General features: G+C 69.3%; 20 protein-coding genes. 9 read left to right on the top strand and 11 right to left on the bottom strand.

The features are described 5' to 3' along the window. Positions 1-78: 78 nt before the first annotated feature. Together nrdR and GNX95_RS42650 are read right to left on the bottom strand one after the other, a co-directional pair. Entirely contained in the window at positions 79-609 is a 531-nt protein-coding gene (nrdR, locus tag GNX95_RS26335) for a transcriptional regulator NrdR (RefSeq protein WP_163510035.1), read from the bottom strand. Positions 610-1,137: 528 nt separating this feature from the next. After that, positions 1,138-1,722, bottom strand: a complete 585-nt coding sequence (locus GNX95_RS42650; RefSeq protein WP_222853891.1) for a LysM peptidoglycan-binding domain-containing protein — start codon at positions 1,720-1,722, stop codon at positions 1,138-1,140. A gap of 359 nt (positions 1,723-2,081) precedes the next feature. Between GNX95_RS42650 and lexA the strand changes: the two genes are divergently transcribed. Continuing rightward, positions 2,082-2,816 (top strand): transcriptional repressor LexA, encoded by a 735-nt coding sequence (gene lexA / locus GNX95_RS26325; protein WP_246281766.1) that lies wholly within the window; start codon positions 2,082-2,084, stop codon positions 2,814-2,816. Positions 2,817-3,120: 304 nt separating this feature from the next. Here the strand turns inward: lexA and GNX95_RS42245 are convergent, their stop codons facing one another. From GNX95_RS42245 to GNX95_RS26305, 5 genes are all read right to left on the bottom strand, one after another. Further along, positions 3,121-3,573, bottom strand: coding sequence for a hypothetical protein (locus GNX95_RS42245; RefSeq protein WP_187369684.1), 453 nt, complete (start codon positions 3,571-3,573; stop codon positions 3,121-3,123). A 63-nt stretch (positions 3,574-3,636) separates the two neighbouring features. Continuing rightward, the gene (gene hflX, locus GNX95_RS26315) at positions 3,637-5,121 is read right to left on the bottom strand and encodes a GTPase HflX (protein ID WP_163510034.1); all 1,485 of its coding nucleotides are present in this window, start codon (positions 5,119-5,121) and stop codon (positions 3,637-3,639) included. A 43-nt stretch (positions 5,122-5,164) separates the two neighbouring features. Beyond that, entirely contained in the window at positions 5,165-6,139 is a 975-nt protein-coding gene (locus GNX95_RS42645; protein WP_222853890.1) for an FAD-binding oxidoreductase, read from the bottom strand. After that, complete coding sequence (locus GNX95_RS44080) at positions 6,093-7,385, bottom strand: LLM class flavin-dependent oxidoreductase (protein WP_222853889.1); 1,293 nt, start codon at positions 7,383-7,385, stop codon at positions 6,093-6,095. Before GNX95_RS44080 ends, GNX95_RS42645 begins: the two co-directional genes overlap by 47 nt. 22 nt (positions 7,386-7,407) lie before the next feature. Continuing rightward, the gene (locus GNX95_RS26305) at positions 7,408-7,746 is read right to left on the bottom strand and encodes a winged helix-turn-helix transcriptional regulator (protein WP_163510033.1); all 339 of its coding nucleotides are present in this window, start codon (positions 7,744-7,746) and stop codon (positions 7,408-7,410) included. A gap of 117 nt (positions 7,747-7,863) precedes the next feature. Here GNX95_RS26305 and GNX95_RS26300 point away from each other — a divergent pair, with 117 nt between their 5' ends. From GNX95_RS26300 to GNX95_RS26275, 6 genes are all read left to right on the top strand, one after another. Beyond that, positions 7,864-8,841, top strand: coding sequence for an NADP-dependent oxidoreductase (locus GNX95_RS26300; RefSeq protein WP_163510032.1), 978 nt, complete (start codon positions 7,864-7,866; stop codon positions 8,839-8,841). Positions 8,842-9,030: 189 nt separating this feature from the next. Further along, positions 9,031-9,885: an EamA family transporter gene (locus tag GNX95_RS26295; RefSeq protein WP_163510031.1), complete on the top strand. Its 855-nt coding sequence runs from the start codon at positions 9,031-9,033 to the stop codon at positions 9,883-9,885. A gap of 80 nt (positions 9,886-9,965) precedes the next feature. Further along, positions 9,966-11,558: a malate synthase A gene (gene aceB, locus GNX95_RS26290; protein ID WP_163510030.1), complete on the top strand. Its 1,593-nt coding sequence runs from the start codon at positions 9,966-9,968 to the stop codon at positions 11,556-11,558. Then, on the top strand, positions 11,555-13,006 hold the full coding sequence (locus tag GNX95_RS26285; RefSeq protein WP_163510029.1) for an FAD-linked oxidase C-terminal domain-containing protein: 1,452 nt from the start codon (positions 11,555-11,557) through the stop codon (positions 13,004-13,006). The genes aceB and GNX95_RS26285 overlap by 4 nt, the downstream gene beginning before the upstream one ends. Next, entirely contained in the window at positions 13,006-14,172 is a 1,167-nt protein-coding gene (locus GNX95_RS26280) for an FAD-binding oxidoreductase (protein ID WP_163510028.1), read from the top strand. Before GNX95_RS26285 ends, GNX95_RS26280 begins: the two co-directional genes overlap by 1 nt. Continuing rightward, positions 14,172-15,443 (top strand): (Fe-S)-binding protein, encoded by a 1,272-nt coding sequence (locus GNX95_RS26275; protein ID WP_163510027.1) that lies wholly within the window; start codon positions 14,172-14,174, stop codon positions 15,441-15,443. Before GNX95_RS26280 ends, GNX95_RS26275 begins: the two co-directional genes overlap by 1 nt. A 9-nt stretch (positions 15,444-15,452) precedes the next feature. Here GNX95_RS26275 and GNX95_RS26270 read toward each other — a convergent pair whose 3' ends face one another. Beyond that, positions 15,453-16,337 carry an alpha/beta hydrolase fold domain-containing protein gene (locus GNX95_RS26270; RefSeq protein WP_163510026.1) on the bottom strand — a complete coding sequence of 295 codons (885 nt, stop codon included), beginning with the start codon at positions 16,335-16,337 and terminating at the stop codon, positions 15,453-15,455. A gap of 133 nt (positions 16,338-16,470) precedes the next feature. Here GNX95_RS26270 and GNX95_RS26265 point away from each other — a divergent pair, with 133 nt between their 5' ends. Further along, positions 16,471-18,069 (top strand): L-lactate permease, encoded by a 1,599-nt coding sequence (locus tag GNX95_RS26265; RefSeq protein ID WP_163510025.1) that lies wholly within the window; start codon positions 16,471-16,473, stop codon positions 18,067-18,069. Between the two features lie 63 nt (positions 18,070-18,132). Then, positions 18,133-18,675 carry a dihydrofolate reductase family protein gene (locus tag GNX95_RS26260; protein ID WP_163510024.1) on the top strand — a complete coding sequence of 181 codons (543 nt, stop codon included), beginning with the start codon at positions 18,133-18,135 and terminating at the stop codon, positions 18,673-18,675. 57 nt (positions 18,676-18,732) lie between these two features. Here the strand turns inward: GNX95_RS26260 and GNX95_RS26255 are convergent, their stop codons facing one another. From GNX95_RS26255 to hrcA, 3 genes are read right to left on the bottom strand one after another with little or no spacing between them, the layout of a single operon-like run. After that, positions 18,733-19,464 (bottom strand): 16S rRNA (uracil(1498)-N(3))-methyltransferase, encoded by a 732-nt coding sequence (locus GNX95_RS26255; RefSeq protein ID WP_163510023.1) that lies wholly within the window; start codon positions 19,462-19,464, stop codon positions 18,733-18,735. Between the two features lie 11 nt (positions 19,465-19,475). Further along, the gene (gene dnaJ / locus GNX95_RS26250; RefSeq protein WP_163510237.1) at positions 19,476-20,597 is read right to left on the bottom strand and encodes a molecular chaperone DnaJ; all 1,122 of its coding nucleotides are present in this window, start codon (positions 20,595-20,597) and stop codon (positions 19,476-19,478) included. A 59-nt stretch (positions 20,598-20,656) separates the two neighbouring features. Then, positions 20,657-21,679, bottom strand: a complete 1,023-nt coding sequence (gene hrcA / locus GNX95_RS26245) for a heat-inducible transcriptional repressor HrcA (RefSeq protein WP_163510022.1) — start codon at positions 21,677-21,679, stop codon at positions 20,657-20,659. Positions 21,680-21,729: the final 50 nt, after the last annotated feature.

Genomic DNA, 21,729 nt, shown 5'->3' with positions numbered 1-21,729 from the left:
CTGCTTTCCTACGCTGGAATCTGCCCCTGACGCCGGCCAGGCCCTGTCCCCCATCGCCGGCGCTCTGCCTGTCGCGGCTCACCGAGCCGCACCCTTGCTGCTGACTGTCTCCGGTTGCCGCGGCGCCGGCGGTCCGGTCTCACGCTGCTGGTCGCGCTGCTCGTCCCGCTCCGAACGCAGCGCGGCGATCTCGCTCTCGAAGTCGTCCAGCGAGTCGAATCCCCGGTAGACGCTGGCGAACCGCAGGTAGGCGACCTCGTCCAGCTCACGCAGTGGGCCGAGGATCGCCAGCCCCACGTCGTGCGAGTTGATCTCGGCGCTGCCAGTGGCGCGTACCGAGTCCTCGACGCGCTGAGCCAGCAGCGCCAGCGCGTCGTCGTCGACCGGCCGGCCCTGGCAGGCCCGCCGTACGCCGTTGATGATCTTGTTGCGGCTGAACGGCTCGCTCGCGCCGCTGCGCTTGACCACCGCCAGCACGGCCTCCTCGACCGTGGTGAACCGCCGTCCGCACTCCTGGCACGAGCGCCGGCGGCGGATCGCCGCACCCTCGTCGGCCTCCCGTGAGTCGACCACCCGCGACTCCGGATGCCGGCAGTACGGACACCGCACGGCGAACCCCCTTGTCCCCTCGTACCCGCCCACCCGCCTGTGTATGAGCGTGTGGACAGCTTGTGCAGAAGCTGTGTGTAACTCTCCACTACCTGTGGATGACTTACACGGTTGTAACTACTAGATGTTGGGTTTGAAGGCTATGCCTCGAGAACCGGAACCGCAAGTGTTGACACGCGCAACACACCGGACATTCGGGACGCGACACGCCGCGTACGCACGGCCTGGCCAGGTTTCGCCTCCCCGCCACGCCGCCCGTACGGCTCCAGAGTCCCACCGGGGTACGACAGTTCCGCCCCACGGCGACAGACGACCCAATCGGATTCCGATCGCGTCGTCTGCGGTGGCTTGACCTGCGGTTTTAGGTCGGCGGGTGACAGTCGGACAGCGGATCCGGCATCCGAATGTCACCTTGTTGACCGCTTTCCCGGCGAAACCGGTCCACAAGGTCACATTCGGACCCAGGTGTACGACCCATACAAAACTGGCCGGCCCGTGGGGGCCGGCCAGCCAGGGAAGCAGGCAGGGTCAGGTGGCGTGGGATGGCATGACGAGGCGGTGGCCGGGCAGCAGGGTGGTGCCGTCCAGGTCGTTGAGGCGCTGGATGTCGCGGATGACATCGCGCGGGTTGCGGGACGGGTCGTACGCCTCGGCGATCGACCACAGCGACTGGCCGGGCTGGACCACCACGCTGACCACCGACTGCGCCGGCCGCTCCGGCGCCGCCATCGCGCGCGCCGACCAGAACGCGATGCCGGCCGCGGCCAGCACCAGCAGGACGACCAGCACGATCCGGCCGCGCCTGGTCAGCCGCAGCGTCGACCGGCGCTGCCGCATCGGCACGACCGTGCGGTTCTTGCCGGCCGGATGCCGCATCATCGTCTGTTGCCTGATCCGCCACTCCTCCGCGGTGAGCAGCTCGCGCTCCTCGACCGGCCGATCCGGATAGAGCTCGATCACCGGAGCCAACGTCTTGCCGGAACCCATCAGGTCCTCCTCCATGCCAGCCGTGTCACCCGCCGCCGTGCTGGCCCCCCGCCGCTCCGCCGCACACAGTGAAGTCCGTAGGCCCGCGCGCCCAGCCAGCGTCGCGGTGCCGATGCCTGTCGCCATGTCGGTCATCCTTCTCACTCCACCCTGAGCTTCCGAACGCACGTTCGATAGAACAGCTGTTCGTATGTCTATCAGGTGGGTACGACAAAATCGAGTTCGGCTCGGCGTGTCTTCGAACAGATGTTTGAAATTGTCGGTGCGGGTGGCTAGCGTCGGGCCTGCCGGCAGCCATCGAGCCGGTGACCGCGGTCCGCGATGTCCTCCGGGGCACCGCCGGCCAGCGCGTGATGCCACCGGCTTGCGGCCGGTGGACCCATCGGTGGCGACGGACCGGCAGATGCGAGGAGCGGAGGAAAGCGGTGGCGAACGAGACACGGGCCACGGGTAAGGGAGGCCGCGGCAAGCCCGAGAAGGCCGCGGTGAAGGGCCCGGCGAAAGGCAAGGGGAAAGACAGCGCCGCCAAAGGCACGGACGCCGGCACCGCGACCGTACGCACCTTCCCGGACGGCCCGCCGGACCCGGCCGGCCTCACGCCGCGCCAGCACCGCATCCTCGCGGTGATCCGCGACTCGGTGGAGCGCCGCGGCTATCCGCCGAGCGTGCGGGAGATCGGCGACGCGGTCGGGCTGGCGTCGCCGTCCAGCGTGGCGCACCAGCTGTCCGCGTTGCAGCGCAAGGGTTTCCTGCGCCGCGACCCCAACCGGCCGCGCGCGGTGGACGTACGCGGCCCGGAGCTGGCCGCGGTGGCCGGCGCGGACACCGACACCGACAGCAAGCCGACGCCGACGTACGTGCCGGTGGTCGGCCGGATCGCCGCCGGCGGCCCGATCCTGGCCGAGCAGGCCATCGAGGACGTGTTCCCGCTGCCCCGCGAGATCGTCGGCGACGGCGAGCTGTTCCTGCTCAAGGTGGCCGGCGACTCGATGATCGAGGCGGCGATCTGCGACGGCGACTGGGTCGTGGTGCGCCAGCAGCCGGTGGCCGAGAACGGCGACGTGGTCGCGGCGATGATCGACGGCGAGGCGACGGTGAAGACGTTCCGCCGGCGCGAGGGCCACGTCTGGTTGATCCCGCACAACCCGGCGTACGAGCCGATCCCGGGCGACCAGGCGACCATCCTCGGCCGCGTGGTCACGGTGCTGCGCCGGCTCTAGCGTCCCGAGCTTGAAATTCGTTGCTGAGCTCGCGGATCCAGACGGTGACTGAGTGTGCCGGAAAGCGGCCTCATACCGGGCGTATTCGGGCGCCTTTCCGGTGCGCTCAGTCGCCGTCTGGGCGCCGAGATAAGTGACGAATTTGCGACTCGGGACACTAAGGTCTGTTTCGAAGTCCCACGTGGATGAGAGTCGAGATCCAACCGTCGTCTGGCGGTGCCCGGCTCGGTTATCGGCCGCCACAGTTCTCGAACACGGCCTGGGCCGGCGGAGGTGACGTCCTGGCGATCAGGACGTCACCTCGTCAGTAGCGTGAGTGGCGGCTGCGCGGCGGTGGCGGCGGGTCGTCGTCGGTGAACCGCGGCAGCACCGCGGTCTCGTCGTTCATCGGGTCACCGCCACCGGGGACCCAGGTCTGCGTCACCGCGCCGGAACGGTTCCGCGAGCGGGGCTCGTCGTAACGGTCGTCATAACGGCGGTCATAGTCACGGTCATAGTCACGGTCATAGTCACGGTCATAGTCACGGTCATAGTCACGGTCATAGTCACGGTCATAGTCATCGTCGTCGTTGCCGTACGGCGACCGCCGCCGCTGCTGACCGGCACCGGCGCCGGCTCCGCCGGTGCGCCGAGCCGGCGGAGCAGTGACCGGTTGACTGCGTCGATGCTGGACGATGCCATAGACGCCGGCCCCCACCAGCCCGAGGCCGGCGACGACGATGGCGACGACGATCCAGGTCAACCCGGTCAAGGTCATACGGCCGCTCCCTGTGCGTCTGCCGAGGGTGGTCACCCTCCCCCAGCAAGTGTCGCAAACCGCCTAACTCAACGGGGCGGCGACGTAGTCGGACAGCTCGTGCGCCAGCCAGCCGGCGACCCGAGCGTGTACGGCGGTGCCGGCGTCGGTGTGCTCGGTCGACAGGACCTCGCCGTGCTCGTGCAGCCGGTGCATCAGGTCGCCACGGTCGTACGGCACGACCGCGCGCACCTCGACCTCCGGATGCGGCAGCCGCTCCTCGATCGCGGCGAGCAGCTCGTCGATGCCCTCGCCGGTGCGCGCGGAGACGAACACCGCGGCCGGCAGCTCGGCGCGCAACCGCAGCAGCGTCTCGGCCGGCGCCGCGTCAATCTTGTTGACCACCAGCAGCTCCGGGATCGACAGCGCGTCGATGTCCTTGAGCACCTCGCGTACGGCCGAGATCTGCGCACCCGGATCCGGGTGCGAGCCATCCACCACGTGCACCAGCAGGTCGGCGTCGGCGACCTCCTCCAGCGTCGAGCGGAACGCCTCGATCAGCTGGTGCGGCAGGTGCCGGACGAAACCGACGGTGTCGGACAGCGTGTACTCACGGCCGTCACTGGTGCGCGACCGCCGCGTGGTGGCGTCCAGCGTGGCGAACAGCGCGTTCTCCACCAGTACGCCGGCGCCGGTGATCCGGTTGAGCAGGCTGGACTTGCCGGCGTTGGTGTAGCCGGCGATCGCCACGCTCGGCACCTCGCTGCGCCGCCGGCTGGCCCGCTTGGTCGTCCGGATCTTCTTGATCGCGGTGATCTCCTGCTGCAGCTTGGAGATCCGCTTGCGGATCCGCCGCCGGTCCAGCTCGATCTTGGTCTCACCGGGACCGCGGCCACCGATGCCGCCGCCGGCGGTGCCGACGCGTCCACCGGCCTGCCGGGACAGCGACTCACCCCAACCACGCAGTCGCGGCAGCAGATACTGCAGCTGGGCCAGCTCGACCTGCGCCTTGCCTTCCCGGCTCTTGGCGTGCTGCGCGAAGATGTCCAGGATCAGCGCCGTACGGTCGATGACCTTGACGCCGACAATGTCCTCCAGCTGCCGGCGCTGCGACGGAGCCAGCTCGCCGTCGCAGATCACCGTGTCGGCGCCGGTGGCGAGCACGACCTCGCGCACCTCCTTGGCCTTGCCGGCGCCGAGGTAGGTCGCCGGGTCGGGCCGGCCGCGGCGCTGCAGCAGGCCCTCCAGGACCTGCGAGCCGGCCGTCTCGGCCAGCGCGGCCAGCTCGGTGAGCGCGTTCTCCGCCTCCTCGGCGGTGCCGCTGGTCCACACGCCGACCAGCACCACACGCTCCAGCCGGAGCTGCCGGTATTCGACCTCGGTGACGTCGGTGAGCTCGGTGGACAGGCCACCGACCCGGCGCAGAGCGTGCCGCTCGGCCAAGTCGAGCTGGTCGCCGTCGTAATCCGGCTCGACCGGCGCGTTGTCCTCCTCAAGCGACCAGTCGGTCAGCTCGATGTCGGCGTTGCCGGTGCTGTCTGTCTCGATGCGAAGTGAAGATTCTGCCATTTGACGACCATCTTCCCACGCCAGCGCCGGTCTCGACACTCAATTACCCGGGGGGAATCGGGAAATTCCGGTCGAACACGTTGTCCGGGTCGTACGCGGCCTTCAGTCCGCGGAGTTTGGCCAGCGTCTGGCCGGGAAACGCGTCGTGCAGGCGCTCCGGCCGCTGGTCGGTCTCGAAGCTGAGATAGAGCCCGTCCAGGTGCGGGCGCAGGTCGTCCCAGTAGCCATGGAAGGCGGCCTCCTGAGAGCCGAGCGAGCTGATCGAGAAGTTCTGGTGGCGGTGCGCGTACGCGGTGGCCAGCGGGTCGACGTCGTTGACGGCACCGCCGAGCGACCGGATCGACAGATAGTGCGCCACGCCTGACCGCAGGCCAACGGCCAGCTCCTCCGACAGCTCGGCGGTCAGCTGGTCGGCGAGGCCGCTGCTGATCAGCGGTCGCCGCACGCCGCCGTAGTGGTCGCCGTCGTACGCCGGCACGATCGCCGGATAGGGGATCAGGACGGCCTCGTGGTCGAGCAGCGGCCCGAGGTCGAGCAGCGGCGTCAGCGCGGCGACCGCGGCATCGGTGTCAGTGCCGGCGAAGACGTTCACCACGCGCGTGATCGGTGTGCCCTGCTGGACCGAGGCGTAGAGGAAGCTGGTCAGCTCGCGCGGCGCGGCCTCCAGCAGCCCACCCCACGACCGCAGCAGCGTCGCCGCGCGGCTCGCGTCGAAGATCATCGTCGCGTAGACGACCCGGTCCAGCTCGTACGCGTCCAGCTCCACCGCCGTGACGATGCCGAAGTTGCCGCCGGCGCCGCGCAGAGCCCAGAACAGCTCCGGCTCGTTGTCGGCGTCGGCGCGTACGAAGGTGCCGTCGGCGAGGACGACCTCCGCGGCCGCCAGGTGGTCGAGCGTGAGGCCGTGTTTGCGCACCAGATAGCCGATCCCGCCGGCCGTCGCCAGTCCACCGACTCCGACATCGCCATAGTCACCCGAGCTCATCGCGAGGCCGTGCCTGCCAAGCTCGGTCGCCACGTGACCCCACCGCGCGCCCCGGACCGATGCGTACGCGCGTGCCGCGGAGCACCTCGACCTCGTTGAGGCTGCCAACGTCGATGACGATGCCACCGTCGTTGGTCGACCGGCCGCTGATGCCATGGCCAGCACTGCGTACGGCGATCGGCACGTCCTGCGTACGCGCGAAATCCAGCGCCTCGATGACCTGTTTGTCGCTCTCCGGCCGCAAAACCAGCGCTGGCCGTCCACTGTGGACATACGTCGAGCGGACCTGGCGATATCCTTTGTCGCCGGGCTCGATCGCGGTCAGGCCGGCCGGCACCGCGTCGTATGCGACGCCGTCATGCCGGAGAGCCAGTGCTTTTGGGCCACGCACCACCTCCCCCGTGCGGGTGCCGGCCGCGTTTCTCTCGCTGGCGATCGCGTCACGCAGGGCGGGCACCACCTCCTCACCCCACAGCTGGATCGCCGCCGGGTCGTCGCCGGTCGAGATGAACGTGCTGACGCCATGCTCGACGGCGTACGGAAGCAGCTCGTCGACCCACTGCTCGATCGGACCCCGCACCGGCGCGACGTTGAGCAGCCGGCGGATCTCGCGCGGATCGCGGCCGGCCGCGGCGGCCGCCTCGTCGATGATCGCGTTGCCGCGCGCCAGGTCTCCGTCCTTCAGGTAGACCTGGCTCGGCAGCCAGCCGTCGGCCTTGGCGCCGACCAGCCGCAGCATCCGCGGTTTCAGCGCGCCGACCCAGATCGGGATGTCGTGCGCCGGTTCCGGACCACGTTTCGCGCCGCTGACACGAAACTGCGCGCCATCGACGCGTACGCCGCCGCGTTTGGCCGGGTCCCAGATCTCCCGGATGATCTGGATCGCCTCGTCCAGCGAGGCGACCGCCTCGGCGGGCGTACGACGCGGTCCGCCCATCGCCTCGATGGCCTCCCAGAACCCACCGGCGCCGATGCCGAGCTCGACCCGTCCGCCGGAGAGCAGGTCGAGGCTCGCCGCCGCGCGCGCCAGCACCGCCGGCGGCCGCAGCGCCAGGTTGAGGACGTTGCCGCTCAGGTGGACGCGCTCGGTTTTCGCGGCGACCCAGGACAGCAGCGTCCAGGTGTCCAGGAAGGCCGGCTGGTAGGGATGGTCCTGGAAGGTGACCAGGTCCAGGCCGACCCGCTCGGTCAGCTGAGCCAGCGCCACCACGTCGCGCGGCTGGCGGTTCTGCGGAGTCACGAACGCGCCGAAGGTGAGGTCGTGACCGTAGTCGACCATGACAGACACTTCCTTTGCGGTGTTATTCCGGCAGGTTTTGCTCTGCCCAGAGGGAAATCTGGTCCAGCACCGGCATCAGGCCGCGGCCGCAGTCGGTCAACGCGTACGTCACCGAGACCGGCGGCCCCTCGTCGACCGTCCGGCTGATCAGGCCGGCGGCGGTCAGCTCGGCGAGCCGGTCGGACAGCACCGAGTCCGAGATCCGGCCGATCGCCCGGGACAGCTCGCGAAAGGCCGCCGGCCGGCTGCCGAGCACCGCGAGGATCACCGCGTTCCAACGCTTGCCGAGAAACTCGAAGGCGCGCGCCAGCGCGGCGTCGCTACGGACGCACGCTTCGGAAACCCGGCGTTGCTTGGCCATGGCTAGATACTAGCTCTTTCAATGTGACTTCGAAAATCAAAGTGAGGCGTCGCCGAAACCGTCACAGCCGTACGCTTGGATCGTTTTCGGGGCTGCGAAAATCCGAGGAGCACACATATGGCGCGATCCGTCCACCTCGTCCGCCGTCCGTCCGGCCTGCCGGTCGCCGGCGACTTCGCGATCGTCGACGGCGAGCCGCCGTCGCCGCGCGACGGGACCGCGCTGGTGGAAAACCTCTACGTCTCCGTCGATCCATACATGCGCGGCCTGATGGACGACACCTGGCCGCTCGGCACCGCCGGCGAGGGCCGGTCGATCGGCCGCGTTGTCGAGTCGCGGACCGACCTGCGGGTCGGTGACCTCGTCTTTCACTGGCGGGGTTGGCGCACGCACGCGCTGGTGGAGCCGGCGGACGTACGCGTGCTGCGGCCGGCCGACGGCGTGCCGTTGAGCGCCTATCTCGGCATCCTCGGCGGCACCGGCCTGACCGCGTACGTCGGACTCACCAGGGTCGGGCGGCTGCGGCCGGGCGAGACGGTCTTCGTGTCGGCCGCGGCCGGCGGTGTCGGCAGCGCGGCCGGCCAGATCGCTCGTACGCTCGGGGCCGGCCGGGTCGTCGGCAGCGCCGGATCGGCCGCGAAGGTGCGGCACCTGCTCGACGATCTCGGCTACGACGCGGCCTTCGACTATCACGACGGCCCGGTGGCCGAGCTGCTCGCCAAGGCCGCGCCGGACGGCGTCGACGTGTATTTCGACAACGTCGGCGGCGACCAGCTGGAGGCTGCGCTCGGCTCGATGCGCGAGCGTGGCCGCCTGGCGTTGTGCGGCGCGATAGCGAGGCACAGCGGCGACCAGCCGGGGCCGCGCAATCTCTTCGAGATCATCCGGAAAAACCTTCGACTGGAAGGCTTCTCGGTGCGCGACCACCTCGCGTCGCAGCCCGAGCTCGAGGAGTTTCTGGTGCCACACCTGCAAAGTGGAGCCGTCGTGCCGGCCGAGACGATCGTCGAGGGCATCGACAACGCGGTCGAGGCCTTTCGCGGCCTTTTCCGCGGCGACAACACCGGAAAGACGATCGTACGCGTCGGCTCGTGAGCCGCATCACAACGCTTCGGCCGCCCGGAGTTCTAAGCTGATCGACGATTGCGTCTAGGGTTCCGCCGTACGTTCGTTGGCAGCGTGGAAAACGAGAGCGTACGGGACTGGACCGAGCGGCGCCGGCCACACCTGACGGGATAAAAGCCATGAGGGCTCCCTTTGCTGTGCCGAAAAGGAGCCGCTCAGATGACCTTGCCTCTTGCCGCGGTGATCGCGGTCTGCATCGCCGCCGTCGCGCATGCCAGCTGGAACGCGATCGCGCACGCGATCACCGACCGCTGGGCCGCCTTCAGCCTCGTCATGGGTGGCGGCGCCGCCTGCGGCGCGATCCTGCTTTTGTTCGTACCGGCGCCGAAACCGGCGAGCTGGCTGCCGCTGGCGATCTCGGTGGTGCTGCATCTGGCGTACAACCTGCTGCTGATGCTGTCCTATCAGCTGTCCGACTTCGGCCAGGCCTATCCGCTGGCTCGCGGCACCGCTCCCCTGCTGGTCGCCGTCGCCGCCGCCGTCTTCGTCGGCGAAAGCCTGGCATCGGCACAGATCGCCGGCGTGATCATCGTGTCCGGTGGCCTGATCGCCGTCGCGCTGTTCGGCCGCCAGAACGGCCGGATGCACACGGCCGCGGTGACCGCCGCGGTGGCGACCGGTGTGGCGATCGCCTCGTACACGACCGTCGACGGCGTCGGCGTACGCGCGTCCGGCAGCCCGGCCGGCTACATCGGCTGGCTGATGCTCTGCCAGGGCGTCGCGATGCTGGTGGTGGCCGTGGCGGTCCGGCGGCGCGAGCTGTGGCCGGCGATCCGGCCGGTGTGGAGGCGCGGCCTGGTCGGCGGCGTGCTGGGCATCACCGGCTATGGACTCGTGCTGTGGGCCCAAACTCGCGGCGCGCTGGCGCCGATCGCCGCGCTGCGCGAGACCAGCATCCTGATCGGTGCCGTCATCGGCGCGGTGGTCTTCCACGAGCGGTTCGGCCGGCCGCGGATCGCGGCCACCGTGGTCGTGCTGGTCGGCATCGTGCTGCTGAACCTGTCGCGGTTGTGAACGCCGGTACCGGCCGGTAGCGTCGATTCCAACCGGTTGAATGTCGTTCCGCACCCCGGAAGATCTGCTGAGGAGCGTGCATGGCCACATCGTCGCTGTCCGATCTGCCGGCCGGCGTCGCCGTCACCGGTCCGATCCACGACCGCTACGACGAGATCCTCACGTACGACGCGTTGGCGCTGGTCGCGCGGCTGCACCGCGAGTACGGCGACCGGCGCGACGCGCTGCTGATGGCCCGCAACACGCGCGCACAGGACCTGATCGCCGGTGGCACGCTGGACTTCCTGCCCGCGACGGCCGACGTACGCGCCGCCGACTGGTCGGTCGCCGAGCCGGCGCCCGGCCTGGTCGACCGGCGGGTCGAGATGACCGGGCCCACTGACCGGAAAATGACCATCAACGCACTGAACTCCGGCGCGAAGGTGTGGCTGGCCGATCTGGAGGACGCCAACACGCCGCTGTGGGAGAACATGATCGGCGGTCAGCTCAACCTCTTCGACGCGGTCCGCCGGCAGATCGACTTCACCAGCGACGAAGGCAAAAAGTACGCACTGCGGCCGGCTGAGGAGCTGGCGACGATCGTCGTACGACCGCGCGGCTGGCATTTGCCAGAAAAGCACCTCACCGTCGATGGTGAGCAGGTCGCCGGCGCTTTGGTCGACTTCGCGCTGTATTTCTTCCATTGCGCGCGCTTGCAGATCGAGGCCGGCCGCGGACCGTACTTCTATCTGCCGAAGCTGGAAAGCCACCTCGAGGCGCGGCTGTGGAACGAGGTTTTCACCACCGCGCAGGACATCCTGGACATCCCGGTCGGCACCATCCGCGCGACTGTCCTCATCGAGACGATCCCGGCGGCCTTCGAGATGGAGGAGATCCTCTACGAGCTGCGCGAGCACTCGGCCGGCCTGAACGCCGGCCGCTGGGACTATCTTTTCAGCATCATCAAGAAATTCCGCACCCGCGGCACCGATTTCGTGCTGCCTGACCGGAATGCCGTCACGATGGCGGCGCCTTTCATGCGCGCCTACGCCGAACTTCTCGTCCGGACCTGCCACAAGCGCGGCGCGCACGCGATCGGCGGCATGGCCGCGTTCATCCCGAGCCGCCGCGATCCGCGGATCAACGAGACCGCCTTCGCCAAGGTGCGCGAGGACAAGCGGCGCGAGGCCGGCAGCGGCTTCGACGGCTCGTGGGTCGCGCACCCCGATCTGGTGCCGGTCTGTCGGGAGATCTTCGACGGCGTACTGGGTGAAAAACCCAACCAGCGCGACAATTTGCGTGAGGACGTACGGGTAACGGCGGCTCAGCTGCTGGATGTCGCGAGTACGCCGGGAAAGTGCACACGGGCCGGCCTGTCCAACGCGGTCAGCGTCGGCCTGCAATATCTTGCCTCCTGGCTGGCCGGCTCCGGCGCGGTGAACATCTTCAACCTGATGGAGGACGCGGCCACCGCGGAGATCTCGCGCTCGCAGGTCTGGCAATGGGTCCACAACGAGGTCGAGCTGGACACCGGCGAGACCGTCACGCGCGAGCTGGTCGAGCAGGTTGTCCAGGAGGAGCTGGAAAAGCTCGGCGACGGCTTCGACGAGGCCAGGAACCTGTTCGTCGAGGTGGCGCTCGCCGACGACTTCGCCGACTTTCTCACCCTCCCGGCGTACGAGCGCATGCCATGACGCCTCGGCTGTCGGCTGTCGGCCAGACGCTGCGCGACCGGCTCGGAGCACAGCGGATCGTCGACGATCCGACCGAGTTGGAGACGTACGCGTGTGACGGCCTGGCCAACATCCGCGTGCGGCCGGGTTTGGTGGTGTTGGCGGAAAACGCGGCCGACGTGGCGGCGGCCGTCGGAGCGTGCGCCGACGCCGGTGTGCCGTTTGTGGCGCGAGGATCAGGCACCGGGCTGTCCGGTGGCGCGTTGCCGCACGCCGAAGGTGTGCTGATCGTGACCGCACGCATGCGAAAGATCGTCGCGGTCGACCCCGACGACGGTTGCGCGGTCGTCCAACCAGGTGTCATCAATTTGGACGTGACGCGGGCGGCGGCGCCGTACGGCCTCCACTACGCGCCGGACCCGTCCAGCCAGCAGATCTGTTCCATCGGTGGAAATGTCGCGGAGAACTCCGGTGGCGCGCACTGCCTGAAATACGGCTTCACCGCACATCACGTGACCGGTTGCTCGGTGGTCACGCCGGACGGCGAGCAGGTGCGGCTCGGTGGCAGAGCGGCCGAATATCCCGGATATGATCTGCTCGGCGCGTTCATCGGCTCGGAAGGCACGCTCGGCATCACGACCGAGGTGACCGTACGGCTCACCCGCGACGCAGAGTCGGTGCGGACCTTGTTGGCGGGCTTCGAAAGCACGGACGACGCGGGCGCGGCGGTGAGCGCGATCATCGGCGACGGGGTCGTGCCGGCCGCGATCGAGATGATGGACGCGCTGGCCATCGAGGCGGCCGAAGCCGCGGTCGGCTGCGGATATCCAGCCGGCGCCGGTGCCGTGCTGGTGGTCGAGATCGACGGTCCGCTCGCCGAGGTCGAGCACACTTTCGCCGCCGTACAGGAACATTGCCGGGCGTGCGGCGCGTTCGAGATCCGGGTCGCCGCCGACGACAACGAAAGGACGCTGATCTGGCGCGGCCGCAAGTCGGCTTTCGCCGCGGTGGGCCGGATCAGCCCCAACTACATCGTGCAGGACGGCGTGATCCCGCGTACGGCGCTGCCGGAGGTGCTGCGCGCGATGACCGAGCTGTCGGCCGCCAGCGGCGTACGCGTCGCCAACGTTTTCCATGCTGGCGACGGAAACCTGCATCCTCTGGTACTTTTCGACGGCCGGGTCGAGGGCGCGGAGGAACGCGCCGAGGAGGTGTCCGGCGCCATCCTCGACCTGTGCATCGCGCACGGCGGATCGATCACCGGCGAGCACGGTGTCGGCGTGGACAAGGCCAAACACATGCCGCGGATGTTCACCGACGACGACCTGGACACCATGCAGTTGGTCCGCTGCGCGTTCGACCCGGCCGGGATCTGCAATCCCGGCAAGGTCTTTCCGACGCCACGGCTGTGCGGCGAGGTGCCGCGCGTACACCATGCGGAGGAGACGACGCCGGCGGAGATCTTCTGATGCTCACCGAGTCGTCCGACGCCGTCGACGGCGTGCCGGTCCGGTACGCCGCGAGACCAACGTCCACATCGGACGTTGCCGACGTGCTTCGGCACACCGCCGCGGAAAACCTGGCCGTCGTGGCACGTGGCTCCGGCAGCAAGCTGAGCTGGGGCCGGCCGCCGGAGCGCGCCGACGTCCTGCTGGACCTGAGCGGACTGACCGGCATCGTCGACCACGCCGCCGGCGACCTGGTGTTGCGCGTACGCGCCGGCACGCCGATGTCCACTGTGGTCGACACACTCGCGCCTGCCGGCCAGCGGCTCGCGCTCGCCACCCGGTTGGCCGGTCAGCGCGGACCGCTCGGCGGCACGGTCGGTGGCACGATCGCGGCCAATCCGCCGGGTCCGCTGCGTTACGCGTACGGCATGGTCCGCGACCTGCTGATCGGCGTGACGGTCGTGCGCGCTGATGGCGCGGTCGCGCATTCCGGTGGCGCCGTGGTGAAAAACGTCGCCGGCTATGACCTCGGCAAGCTGCTGTGCGGATCGCTCGGCACCCTGGGGATCGTCACCGAGGCGGTCTTCCGGCTGCATCCGACGCCGGAATCGACCGCGGTGGTGGCGAAAACGGTCGGCTCCGGCGACGAGGCGACACGTTTGGCCGTCGCGATCAGGCATTCCCAGGTCGCCCCGAGCGGTGTCGAGCTCAACTGGACCGGCTCGGGTGGCACGATCGCGGTCCTGGTCGAAGGCGTCGCCGGCGGCATCGAGGCCCGCACCGACGCGCTCGTGGGACTTCTCGGCGGTGACGCCGAAATCACCGCCCTGCCGGACTGGTGGCACGAGCCGGTCGCTGGCAACACGATCCTGCGCGCGGCGGTCGCACCGACCGGGCTCGGCGCGCTGTTGGATGCCATGCCGGACAGCGCGGTCGCGCGCGGCTGCGCCGGTCTCGGCACCGTCCACATCGGACTCATCAACCCGTCCGCCGATTTGATCGTGACATTGCGGAAAGTCGCCCAGGCACACGACGGCACGGTGTGGGTCGAGCAGGCACCGGCGGCCGTGCGGCAGGCGGTCGACTCGTTCGGTCCGGTGCCGGCGTTGTCGTTGATGCGGCGCGTCAAGCGACAGTTCGATCCGGACCGGCGGCTCTCGCCCGGACGTTTCGTTGGAGGAATCTGATGGCGGCTTTCGACGATCACCGGCCGCCGTCGCCGGAGCTGGTCTCCGACTGTGTCCACTGTGGATTCTGCCTGCCGACGTGTCCGACCTACGTGCTGTGGGGCCACGAGTCCGACTCGCCGCGCGGCCGCATCGACCTGATCGGCACCGGGCTGTCCGGCGGCGAGATGACCGACTCGATGGTCACCCACATCGACCGTTGCCTGGGCTGCATGGCCTGCGTGACGGCGTGTCCTTCCGGTGTGCAATATGACAAAATCGTGACCAACACGCGCGCGCAGATCGAACGACGGCACGAGCGTACCCGGCCGGAGAAGCTGCTGCGCGAGCTGATCTTCGCGACTTTCCCCTATCCGCGGCGGCTTCGCGCCCTGCGACCGGGCCTGGCCGCCTACCAGAAGCTCGGTTTGCGCAAGCTGGCGCGGAAAACCGGCGTGATCGACCGGCTGCCGGGACCGCTGCGCGCGATGGAGTCGATCGCTCCGCCGACCGACCGGCCGCGCCGGCTGCCGCGCCGCGTCGCCGCTCGCGGCACGAAGCGCGCGGTCGTCGGCATGATCACCGGTTGCGTCCAGGATGTCTTCTTCTCCAACGTCAACCGAGCGACCGCGCGCGTACTCGCCAGCGAAGGCTGCGAAGTCGTCATCCCACCGGCGCAAAGTTGTTGCGGCGCACTGTCGTTGCACAACGGCCGCGAATCGGAGGCGGCGAAGTTCGCGCGCGCGACGATCGACACGTTCGAGAAGGCCGGCATCGACACGATCGTCATCAACTCGGCCGGTTGTGGATCGGCGCTGAAGGAATACGCCGACGTGCTGGCGGACGATCCCGCGTACGCATCGAAAGCCGCTGATTTCGCCGGAAAAGTGCGCGACTTCGCGGAGTTTCTGGTGGAGCTGGGGCCGGTGGCACGGCGGCATCCGGTGCGCGTACGCGCCGCATATCACGATGCCTGCCATCTCGCGCATGCCCAAGGCGTACGCGCGCAACCGCGTGAGCTGCTGCGCGGCATCCCCGAGCTGACGCTGCTGGAGCCGCCGGATTCGGCGCTGTGCTGCGGATCCGCCGGCATCTACAACCTGCTGCAACCGGAGGCGGCCGCCGACCTCGGCGCGCGCAAGGCCGACGCGATCGCCGGCACCGGCGCGAACCTGCTGGTCACCGCCAACCCCGGCTGCCTGATGCAGATCACCTCGGCACTCGCGGCACGCGGCACCCCGATCCCCGCGCTGCACACCGCCCAACTCCTCGACGCCTCACTGCACCAATAGGCCGCAGGCCTATTCGAGCGTGAGGTGACGCGCGAGTGCGGCGATGGCCTCGTCAGCCTCGGACAGCACCCCGGCGAACTGCTGGAAATCGTGCCAGAGCCCGGGAAAACGCCGATACTCGGTGCGTACGCCGGCGGCAGCGGCCGCCTCGGCGAGCCGGTCGGCGTCGCTGAGCAACACATCCTCCGTCCCGGCCTGGATGACCAACGGCGGGAGGCCGCGCAGATCCGCGAACAGCGGCGAAATCTCCGGATGCGTAAGGTCGACGGACGCCGCGTACGCGCAGGCACAGAACCGCAGCCATTCCTCGGTCAGCAACGGATCGGCGGCGGCCTTGGTCAGATATGACTCGCCGGCCAGCGTCAGGTCGACCCACGGCGAAATGGCCGCGATTCCGGTCGGCGTCGGCTCACCGCCATCGCGCAGGCGCATCGCGGCGGCGAGCGCCAGTCCGGCGCCGGCCGAGTCGCCGGCCAACGCGACGCGCGGATAACCCGACCGGCGTACGGCCCGGATCACCGTCATCGTGTCGCGCAACGCGGACGGATAAGGATGCTCCGGCGCACGTCGATAATCCGGTACGAACGTCGTCGCGCGCGCGGCTTTTGCCAAGCTGGCGGCCAAAGCGCGGAGGTTGAAGGACGAGCCGGTGACGTATCCACCGCCATGCAGATAGACGATCGCGACGCCGGCGGCGCGATCGTCCGGCACGCAGACGCGGCCGGGTACGCCGTCGAGCCAGCCGTGTGCGATCCGTACGCCCTTGGGCATCGGCATCGTCGCGCAGGACGCGTCCACCAGCCGGCGCTGCCAGGACGGCGGCACGCGCGGGCTCAGCACCGGCCGCAGCACTGTCGACACCACGGCTCTGGCCACTTCGGTGGACACACGCATGGCGACTCCTTTCTCTCAACGGAAGTGAAGTGTGCCGTACGGCGCCAACTGTCCAATATGGCCACTGCCGGCCCGCGAAATCCTCCCCTGACGCACTACACTCACTCATCCCGGCAACCACGGTGGTGTTGACATGTATCGTCAGGATCTCGCACCGGTCGCGGGCTCTCTGCTGCTTTCCGCGCTGCTGGCGGCCATCCCGCTCGCCGCGCTGTTCGTGATGCTCGGCGTGCTGCGGATGCGAGCGTGGATCGCCGCGCTGGTCTCGCTGGTGCTCGCCGGCCTGATCGCGGTGGTCGCCTGGGGGATGCCGGTCCGGCTCACCGCCGACGCGGCCGCGCTCGGCGCGGCGTTCGGCTTCTTTCCGATCCTGTGGATCGTCATCAACGCGATCTGGCTCTACAACATGACCGTCAGCACCGGCCATTTCGACGTGCTGCGGCGCTCGTTCAGCCGGATCAGCGACGACCAGCGGATGCAGGCGGTCATCGTGGCCTTCTGTTTCGGCGCGCTGATGGAGGCACTGGCCGGATTCGGCACGCCGGTGGCCATCACCGCGGTCATGCTGATCGCTCTTGGCTTCAAACCGATGAAAGCCGCCGCGGTCGCGCTCGTCGCGAACACCGCTCCGGTTGCCTTCGGCGCGCTCGCCACCCCGATCGTGACACTCGGCCAGGTCACCAATCTCAGCGTCGACACGCTTGGCGCGATGGTCGGCCGGCAGACACCGCTGCTGTCGGTCATCGTCCCGCTGGTGCTGGTGTTCATGGTCGACGGCCGGCGCGGCCTGCGGCAGACCTGGCTGCCGGCGCTGGCCTGCGGCCTGGTTTTCGGTGTGGCGCAATGGCTCACGTCCAACTTCGTGTCCGTACCGCTCGCCGACATCGCCGCCTCGCTGCTGTCCGCGCTGGCGATGGTGGTGATCCTGCGGCTGGTGCCCCTCGAGCCGGTGACCGCCGAGCCGGCCGAGTCCACAGTGGACGAAGCGGACAGCCGGGCCGACGTTTTCCGGGCGTACGCGCCATATCTGATCATCGTCGTGGTCTTCTGCGTGGCACAGCTGCCGCCGGTGCTCAAGCTGCTCAACGCGGTCACCGCGAGTTTTCCGTGGCCCGGCCTGGAAATCCAGAACAGCGCCGGCAAGGTGCTGACGCTGACGGTGTTCAAGCTCAACTGGCTGAGCGCCGCCGGCACGCTGATGCTGATCTCCGGGCTGATCTCCATCCCGGTGCTGGCCATCAAGGCCGGCGAGGCGGTGCGGTCGTACGGCCGCACGCTCCGGCAGCTGGCCACCGCGATCGTGACCGTGATGGCGGTGCTCGGCCTCGCGTACGTGATGAACGCGTCCGGCCAGACGACCACGCTCGGCACCCAGATGGCCAGCGCCGGCGCGGCTTTCGCCGTGCTGTCACCGATCCTCGGCTGGCTCGGCGTCGCGGTGACCGGCTCGGACACCAGCTCCAACTCGCTGTTCGGCGCGCTGCAGGTGGCCGCCGCCAACAAGGCCGGCCTGCAGCCGGCGCTGATGGCCGCCGCCAACTCCTCCGGCGGCGTGCTGGGCAAGATGATCTCGCCGCAGAACCTCGCCATCGCGGCCGCCGCGGTGGGGTTGGCCGGCCAGGAGGGCAACCTGTTCCGCAAGGTGTTCGGCTGGAGCCTGCTGTTGCTCGCGGTGATGTGCCTGATCGTGGTGCTCCAGTCGACGCCGGTGCTGGGCTGGATGGTGCCGTAACAATTCGGTAAGTCGGATCCGGCATGGTGCTCCTTGTCAGCAACGAACGAAGGAGCCACTGAGATGACCCGCAAGATCAACGCCAGCCTGTTCATGTCCCTCGACGGCGTGGTGGAGTCGCCGGACAAGTGGTCGATGTCTTACTGGAGCGACTCGCTCGGCGAGGTCGTCGGCGCCTCGATGGGATCGGCCACCGCGATGCTGCTCGGCCGGGTCACCTACGAGGGCTTCGCCGGCTACTGGCCGGGCAAGACCACCGAGGACGACGAGGCTGCCGATTTCATGAACAACAGCCGCAAATACGTCGCGTCGACCACGCTGAAGAGCGCCGACTGGAACAACTCGGTGCTGCTGGAAGGCGACCTCGCCGACAGCATCGCGGCGCTGAAGGCAGAGGACGGCGGCGACATCGGCATGAGCGGCTCGCCGACGCTCGTACGCTCGCTGCTGGCCCTCGGCCTGCTGGACGAGCTGCACCTGATCGTCTACCCGATCGTGGTCGGCAGCGGCAAGAAGCTGTTCGGCGACGACTCGTACGAGCTGACGCTCAAGGAGTCGAAGGCGCTCGACAAGGGCGTCCTGCACCTGGTCTACGCCCCGGCGTAGAAAGTCGCAACGCCTCGTTACCGGCAGATCCTGCCAGTAACGAGGCGTTGCGACTTTTCAGGACCAGCGCGAGGTGAGCGCGTTGACGACGGAGAGAGCGGCCACGCCGGCGGTGGAGGTGCGCAAGACGCTGGAGCCGAGGCGTACGGGGGTCGCTCCGGCGGCGGTGAAGGCCGTCAGCTCGTCTGGAGCGATGCCGCCTTCCGGACCGACGACGAGCGCGACCAGGCCGTCAGCGGGCGGCTTGGCGGCGGCCAGCGGCTCGGTCGCCTCCTCGTGCAGGACGTACGCGGCGACCGCCTCCGACAGCAGCGAGGCGACCGCGGCGGTGGTGGCCAGCGGACGTACGACCGGCAGCCAGGCGCGGCGCGACTGCTTGGCCGACTCGCGAGCCGTCGCGCGCCACTTGGCCAGCGACTTCTCGCCGCGCTCGGCACGCCACACGGTCACGCTCCGGGACGCCGACCACGGCACGATCTCGTCGACGCCGGCTTCGGTCAACATGGCCACGGCCAGCTCGCCGCGGTCGCCTTTGGCCAGCGCCTGGACCACGACCGTACGCGGTGACGCCGCCGGCACCGCCGCGCGCTCCTCGACCAAAAGCGACAGGCTGTCGCGCCCCGCGCCGGTCACGACACAGGTCAGCCAGCCACCGGCACCATCGGTGACGACGAGCCGCTCACCGGCACCGATCCGCCGCGCGGCCGCCGCGTGCCGGCCTTCCGCGCCGCCGAGCTCGAAGCGTTCACCGGCCGGCAGGTCCTCGACCAGGAAGACCGGAATCGTCACTCGGCGGCCACTCAGCGTCCGTTGAACAGCTTCGAGAAGAAGCCGCCGCCGCTGGAGGGCCGGATCGGCTCCGGATGCTCCTCGTCGCGCAGCTTGGCCAGCTCGCGCAGCAGCCGCTCCTGCTCGGCGTCGAGCCGGGTCGGCGTGCGCACCTGCAGCTGGATGTGCAGGTCGCCGCGGCCGGTCTCGCGCAGGTGCGGTACGCCGCGGGCGCGCAGCCGGATCACCGTGCCGGACTGCGTGCCCGGCTTGACCTCGACGGTCTCCTCGCCGTCCAGCGTCTGGATGGTCAGGTCGGTGCCGAGCGCGGCCGCGGTCATCGGCACCGCGACCCGGCAGTGCAGGTCGTCGCCGTGCCGGGTGAAGATGTCGTGCTCACGCTCGTGGATCTCGATGTAGAGGTCGCCGGCCGGACCGCCGCCGGGACCGACCTCGCCCTCGCCGGACAGCCGGATCTTCATGCCGTCCGCGACACCGGCCGGCACCTTGGCCGAGAGCGTACGGCGGCTGCGTACCCGGCCGTCGCCGCCGCACTCGCCACACGGATGCAGGATGACCGTGCCGTAACCCTGGCAGTTGGCGCACGGCCTGGTCATCATCATCTGGCCGAGGAAGGACCGCTGAACGGTCTGCACCTCGCCGCGGCCGCCGCAGATGTCACAGGTGGACGGCAGCGTGCCCGGTGCGGTGCCGGCGCCCCGGCAGGTCGAGCAGGTCACCGCGGTGTCGATGGTGAGCTCCTGCTCGACACCGAAGGCCGTCTCCTCCAGGCTCAGGTCGAGCCGGATCAGCGCGTCCGAGCCCGGCCGCATCCTCGGCCGAGGGCCACGGGCCGTACGTTGGCCGAACACCGCGCCGAAAAGGTCCTCGAACCCCATCGTGAACGGCATGCCGGCGTCGCCGGCCATCCCCGGCTGCGCCAGCGGGTCGCCGCCGAGGTCGACGATCTCCCGCTGCTGCGGGTCGGAGAGCACCTCGTACGCCGTCTTGACCTCGGCGAAGCGCTCCTTGGCGGCCGGGTCCGGGTTGACGTCGGGGTGCAGCTGGCGGGCCAGCTTGCGATAGGCCCGCTTGATCTCCTCGCTGGTGGCGTCTTTCGACACCCCCAGCACCGAGTAATAATCGGTCGCCACTGAACCTCTCACCGTTTGTCCTCGCTCATCCAGCCGGAGGCGGCTGGCACGTTGTCCTGCTAAGCGCCGGCGAGGAATTCGCCGACATACCGCGCGACGGCCCGCACCGCGCCGATCGTGCCTGGATAGTCCATCCTGGTCGGCCCCAGCACACCGAGGCCGGCCAGCGCTGTGCTGCCGCGTCCGTAACCCACACTAACCACCGAAGTCCCGCGCAGGTCCTCCACCGGATTCTCGTCACCGATCCGGATCCGCAGCGTGCTCGGCGACTCGACCTCGCCGATCAGCTTGAGCAGCACCATGTGCTCCTCCAGCGCCTCCAGCACCGGCCGCAGCGAGCCGGGGAAGTCCAGTGTGTTGCGGGTCAGGTTGGCGCGTCCGGCCAGCGCGACCCGCTCCTCCGTACGCTCGACCAGGGTCTCCAGCAGTGTCGCCGACAACGTCGTCATGGCCGGCCGCAGCTGCGGGTCGATCCGCTCCAGCAGCGACTCGATCTCGCCGGCCGCGTCGGACAGATAGTGGCCGGCCAACGCGTTGTTGATGGCCTGCCGCAGCTGCGAGACGGTATCCATGGTCAGCGGCGCCGGAAACTCCACCGTCCGCTGCTCGACCCGGCCGGTGTCGGTGATCAGCACCAGCAGCAGCCGGCTCGCGGTCAGCGAGACCAGCTCCAGGTGTCGTACGGCACTGCGCGACAGGCTCGGATACTGCACCACGGCGACCTGGTGGGTGAGCTGCGCGAGCAGCCGGACCGTGCGGCCGACCACGTCGTCGAGGTCGACCGCGCCGTCCAGGAAGGTCTGGATGGCCCGCCGCTCGGCCTGCGACATCGGCTTGATGGTGGCCAGCCGGTCGACGAACAGCCGGTAACCCTTGTCGGTGGGGATCCGGCCGGCGCTGGTGTGCGGCTGGGTGATGTAACCCTCTTCCTCCAGCACGGCCATGTCGTTACGGATGGTCGCCGGCGACACGCCGAGATGGTGGCGCTCGGCCAGCGACTTGCTGCCGACCGGCTCGTGGGTGCTGACGTAGTCCTCCACGATGGCCCGAAGCACTTCCAACTTCCGGTCTTCGTACGGCATGGGTCACCACCTCTCCAGATCCCCTGGCACTCCCTCACCCTGAGTGCCAA

Source organism: Fodinicola acaciae (genome assembly GCF_010993745.1).
Taxonomy (GTDB): domain Bacteria; phylum Actinomycetota; class Actinomycetes; order Mycobacteriales; family HKI-0501; genus Fodinicola; species Fodinicola acaciae.
The sequence above is the reverse complement of the archived record's forward strand: the minus strand, read 5'-3'. Positions and strand labels throughout refer to the sequence as shown.

Bases quoted from the DNA above. Each gene is read 5' to 3' on its own strand.
- aceB (WP_163510030.1), top strand. From the start codon at position 9,966: ATGGCCACATCGTCGCTGTCCGATCTGCCGGCCGGCGTCGCCGTCACC.
- GNX95_RS26275 (WP_163510027.1), top strand. From the start codon at position 14,172: ATGGCGGCTTTCGACGATCACCGGCCGCCGTCGCCGGAGCTGGTCTCC.
- GNX95_RS26270 (WP_163510026.1), bottom strand. From the start codon at position 16,337: ATGCGTGTGTCCACCGAAGTGGCCAGAGCCGTGGTGTCGACAGTGCTG.
- hflX (WP_163510034.1), bottom strand. From the start codon at position 5,121: ATGGCAGAATCTTCACTTCGCATCGAGACAGACAGCACCGGCAACGCC.
- GNX95_RS42245 (WP_187369684.1), bottom strand. From the start codon at position 3,573: ATGACCTTGACCGGGTTGACCTGGATCGTCGTCGCCATCGTCGTCGCC.
- GNX95_RS26285 (WP_163510029.1), top strand. From the start codon at position 11,555: ATGACGCCTCGGCTGTCGGCTGTCGGCCAGACGCTGCGCGACCGGCTC.
- GNX95_RS26260 (WP_163510024.1), top strand. From the start codon at position 18,133: ATGACCCGCAAGATCAACGCCAGCCTGTTCATGTCCCTCGACGGCGTG.
- GNX95_RS26265 (WP_163510025.1), top strand. From the start codon at position 16,471: ATGTATCGTCAGGATCTCGCACCGGTCGCGGGCTCTCTGCTGCTTTCC.
- hrcA (WP_163510022.1), bottom strand. From the start codon at position 21,679: ATGCCGTACGAAGACCGGAAGTTGGAAGTGCTTCGGGCCATCGTGGAG.
- GNX95_RS26300 (WP_163510032.1), top strand. From the start codon at position 7,864: ATGGCGCGATCCGTCCACCTCGTCCGCCGTCCGTCCGGCCTGCCGGTC.
- GNX95_RS26280 (WP_163510028.1), top strand. From the start codon at position 13,006: ATGCTCACCGAGTCGTCCGACGCCGTCGACGGCGTGCCGGTCCGGTAC.
- GNX95_RS26295 (WP_163510031.1), top strand. From the start codon at position 9,031: ATGACCTTGCCTCTTGCCGCGGTGATCGCGGTCTGCATCGCCGCCGTC.
- GNX95_RS42650 (WP_222853891.1), bottom strand. From the start codon at position 1,722: ATGGCGACAGGCATCGGCACCGCGACGCTGGCTGGGCGCGCGGGCCTA.
- GNX95_RS26305 (WP_163510033.1), bottom strand. From the start codon at position 7,746: ATGGCCAAGCAACGCCGGGTTTCCGAAGCGTGCGTCCGTAGCGACGCC.
- GNX95_RS44080 (WP_222853889.1), bottom strand. From the start codon at position 7,385: ATGGTCGACTACGGTCACGACCTCACCTTCGGCGCGTTCGTGACTCCG.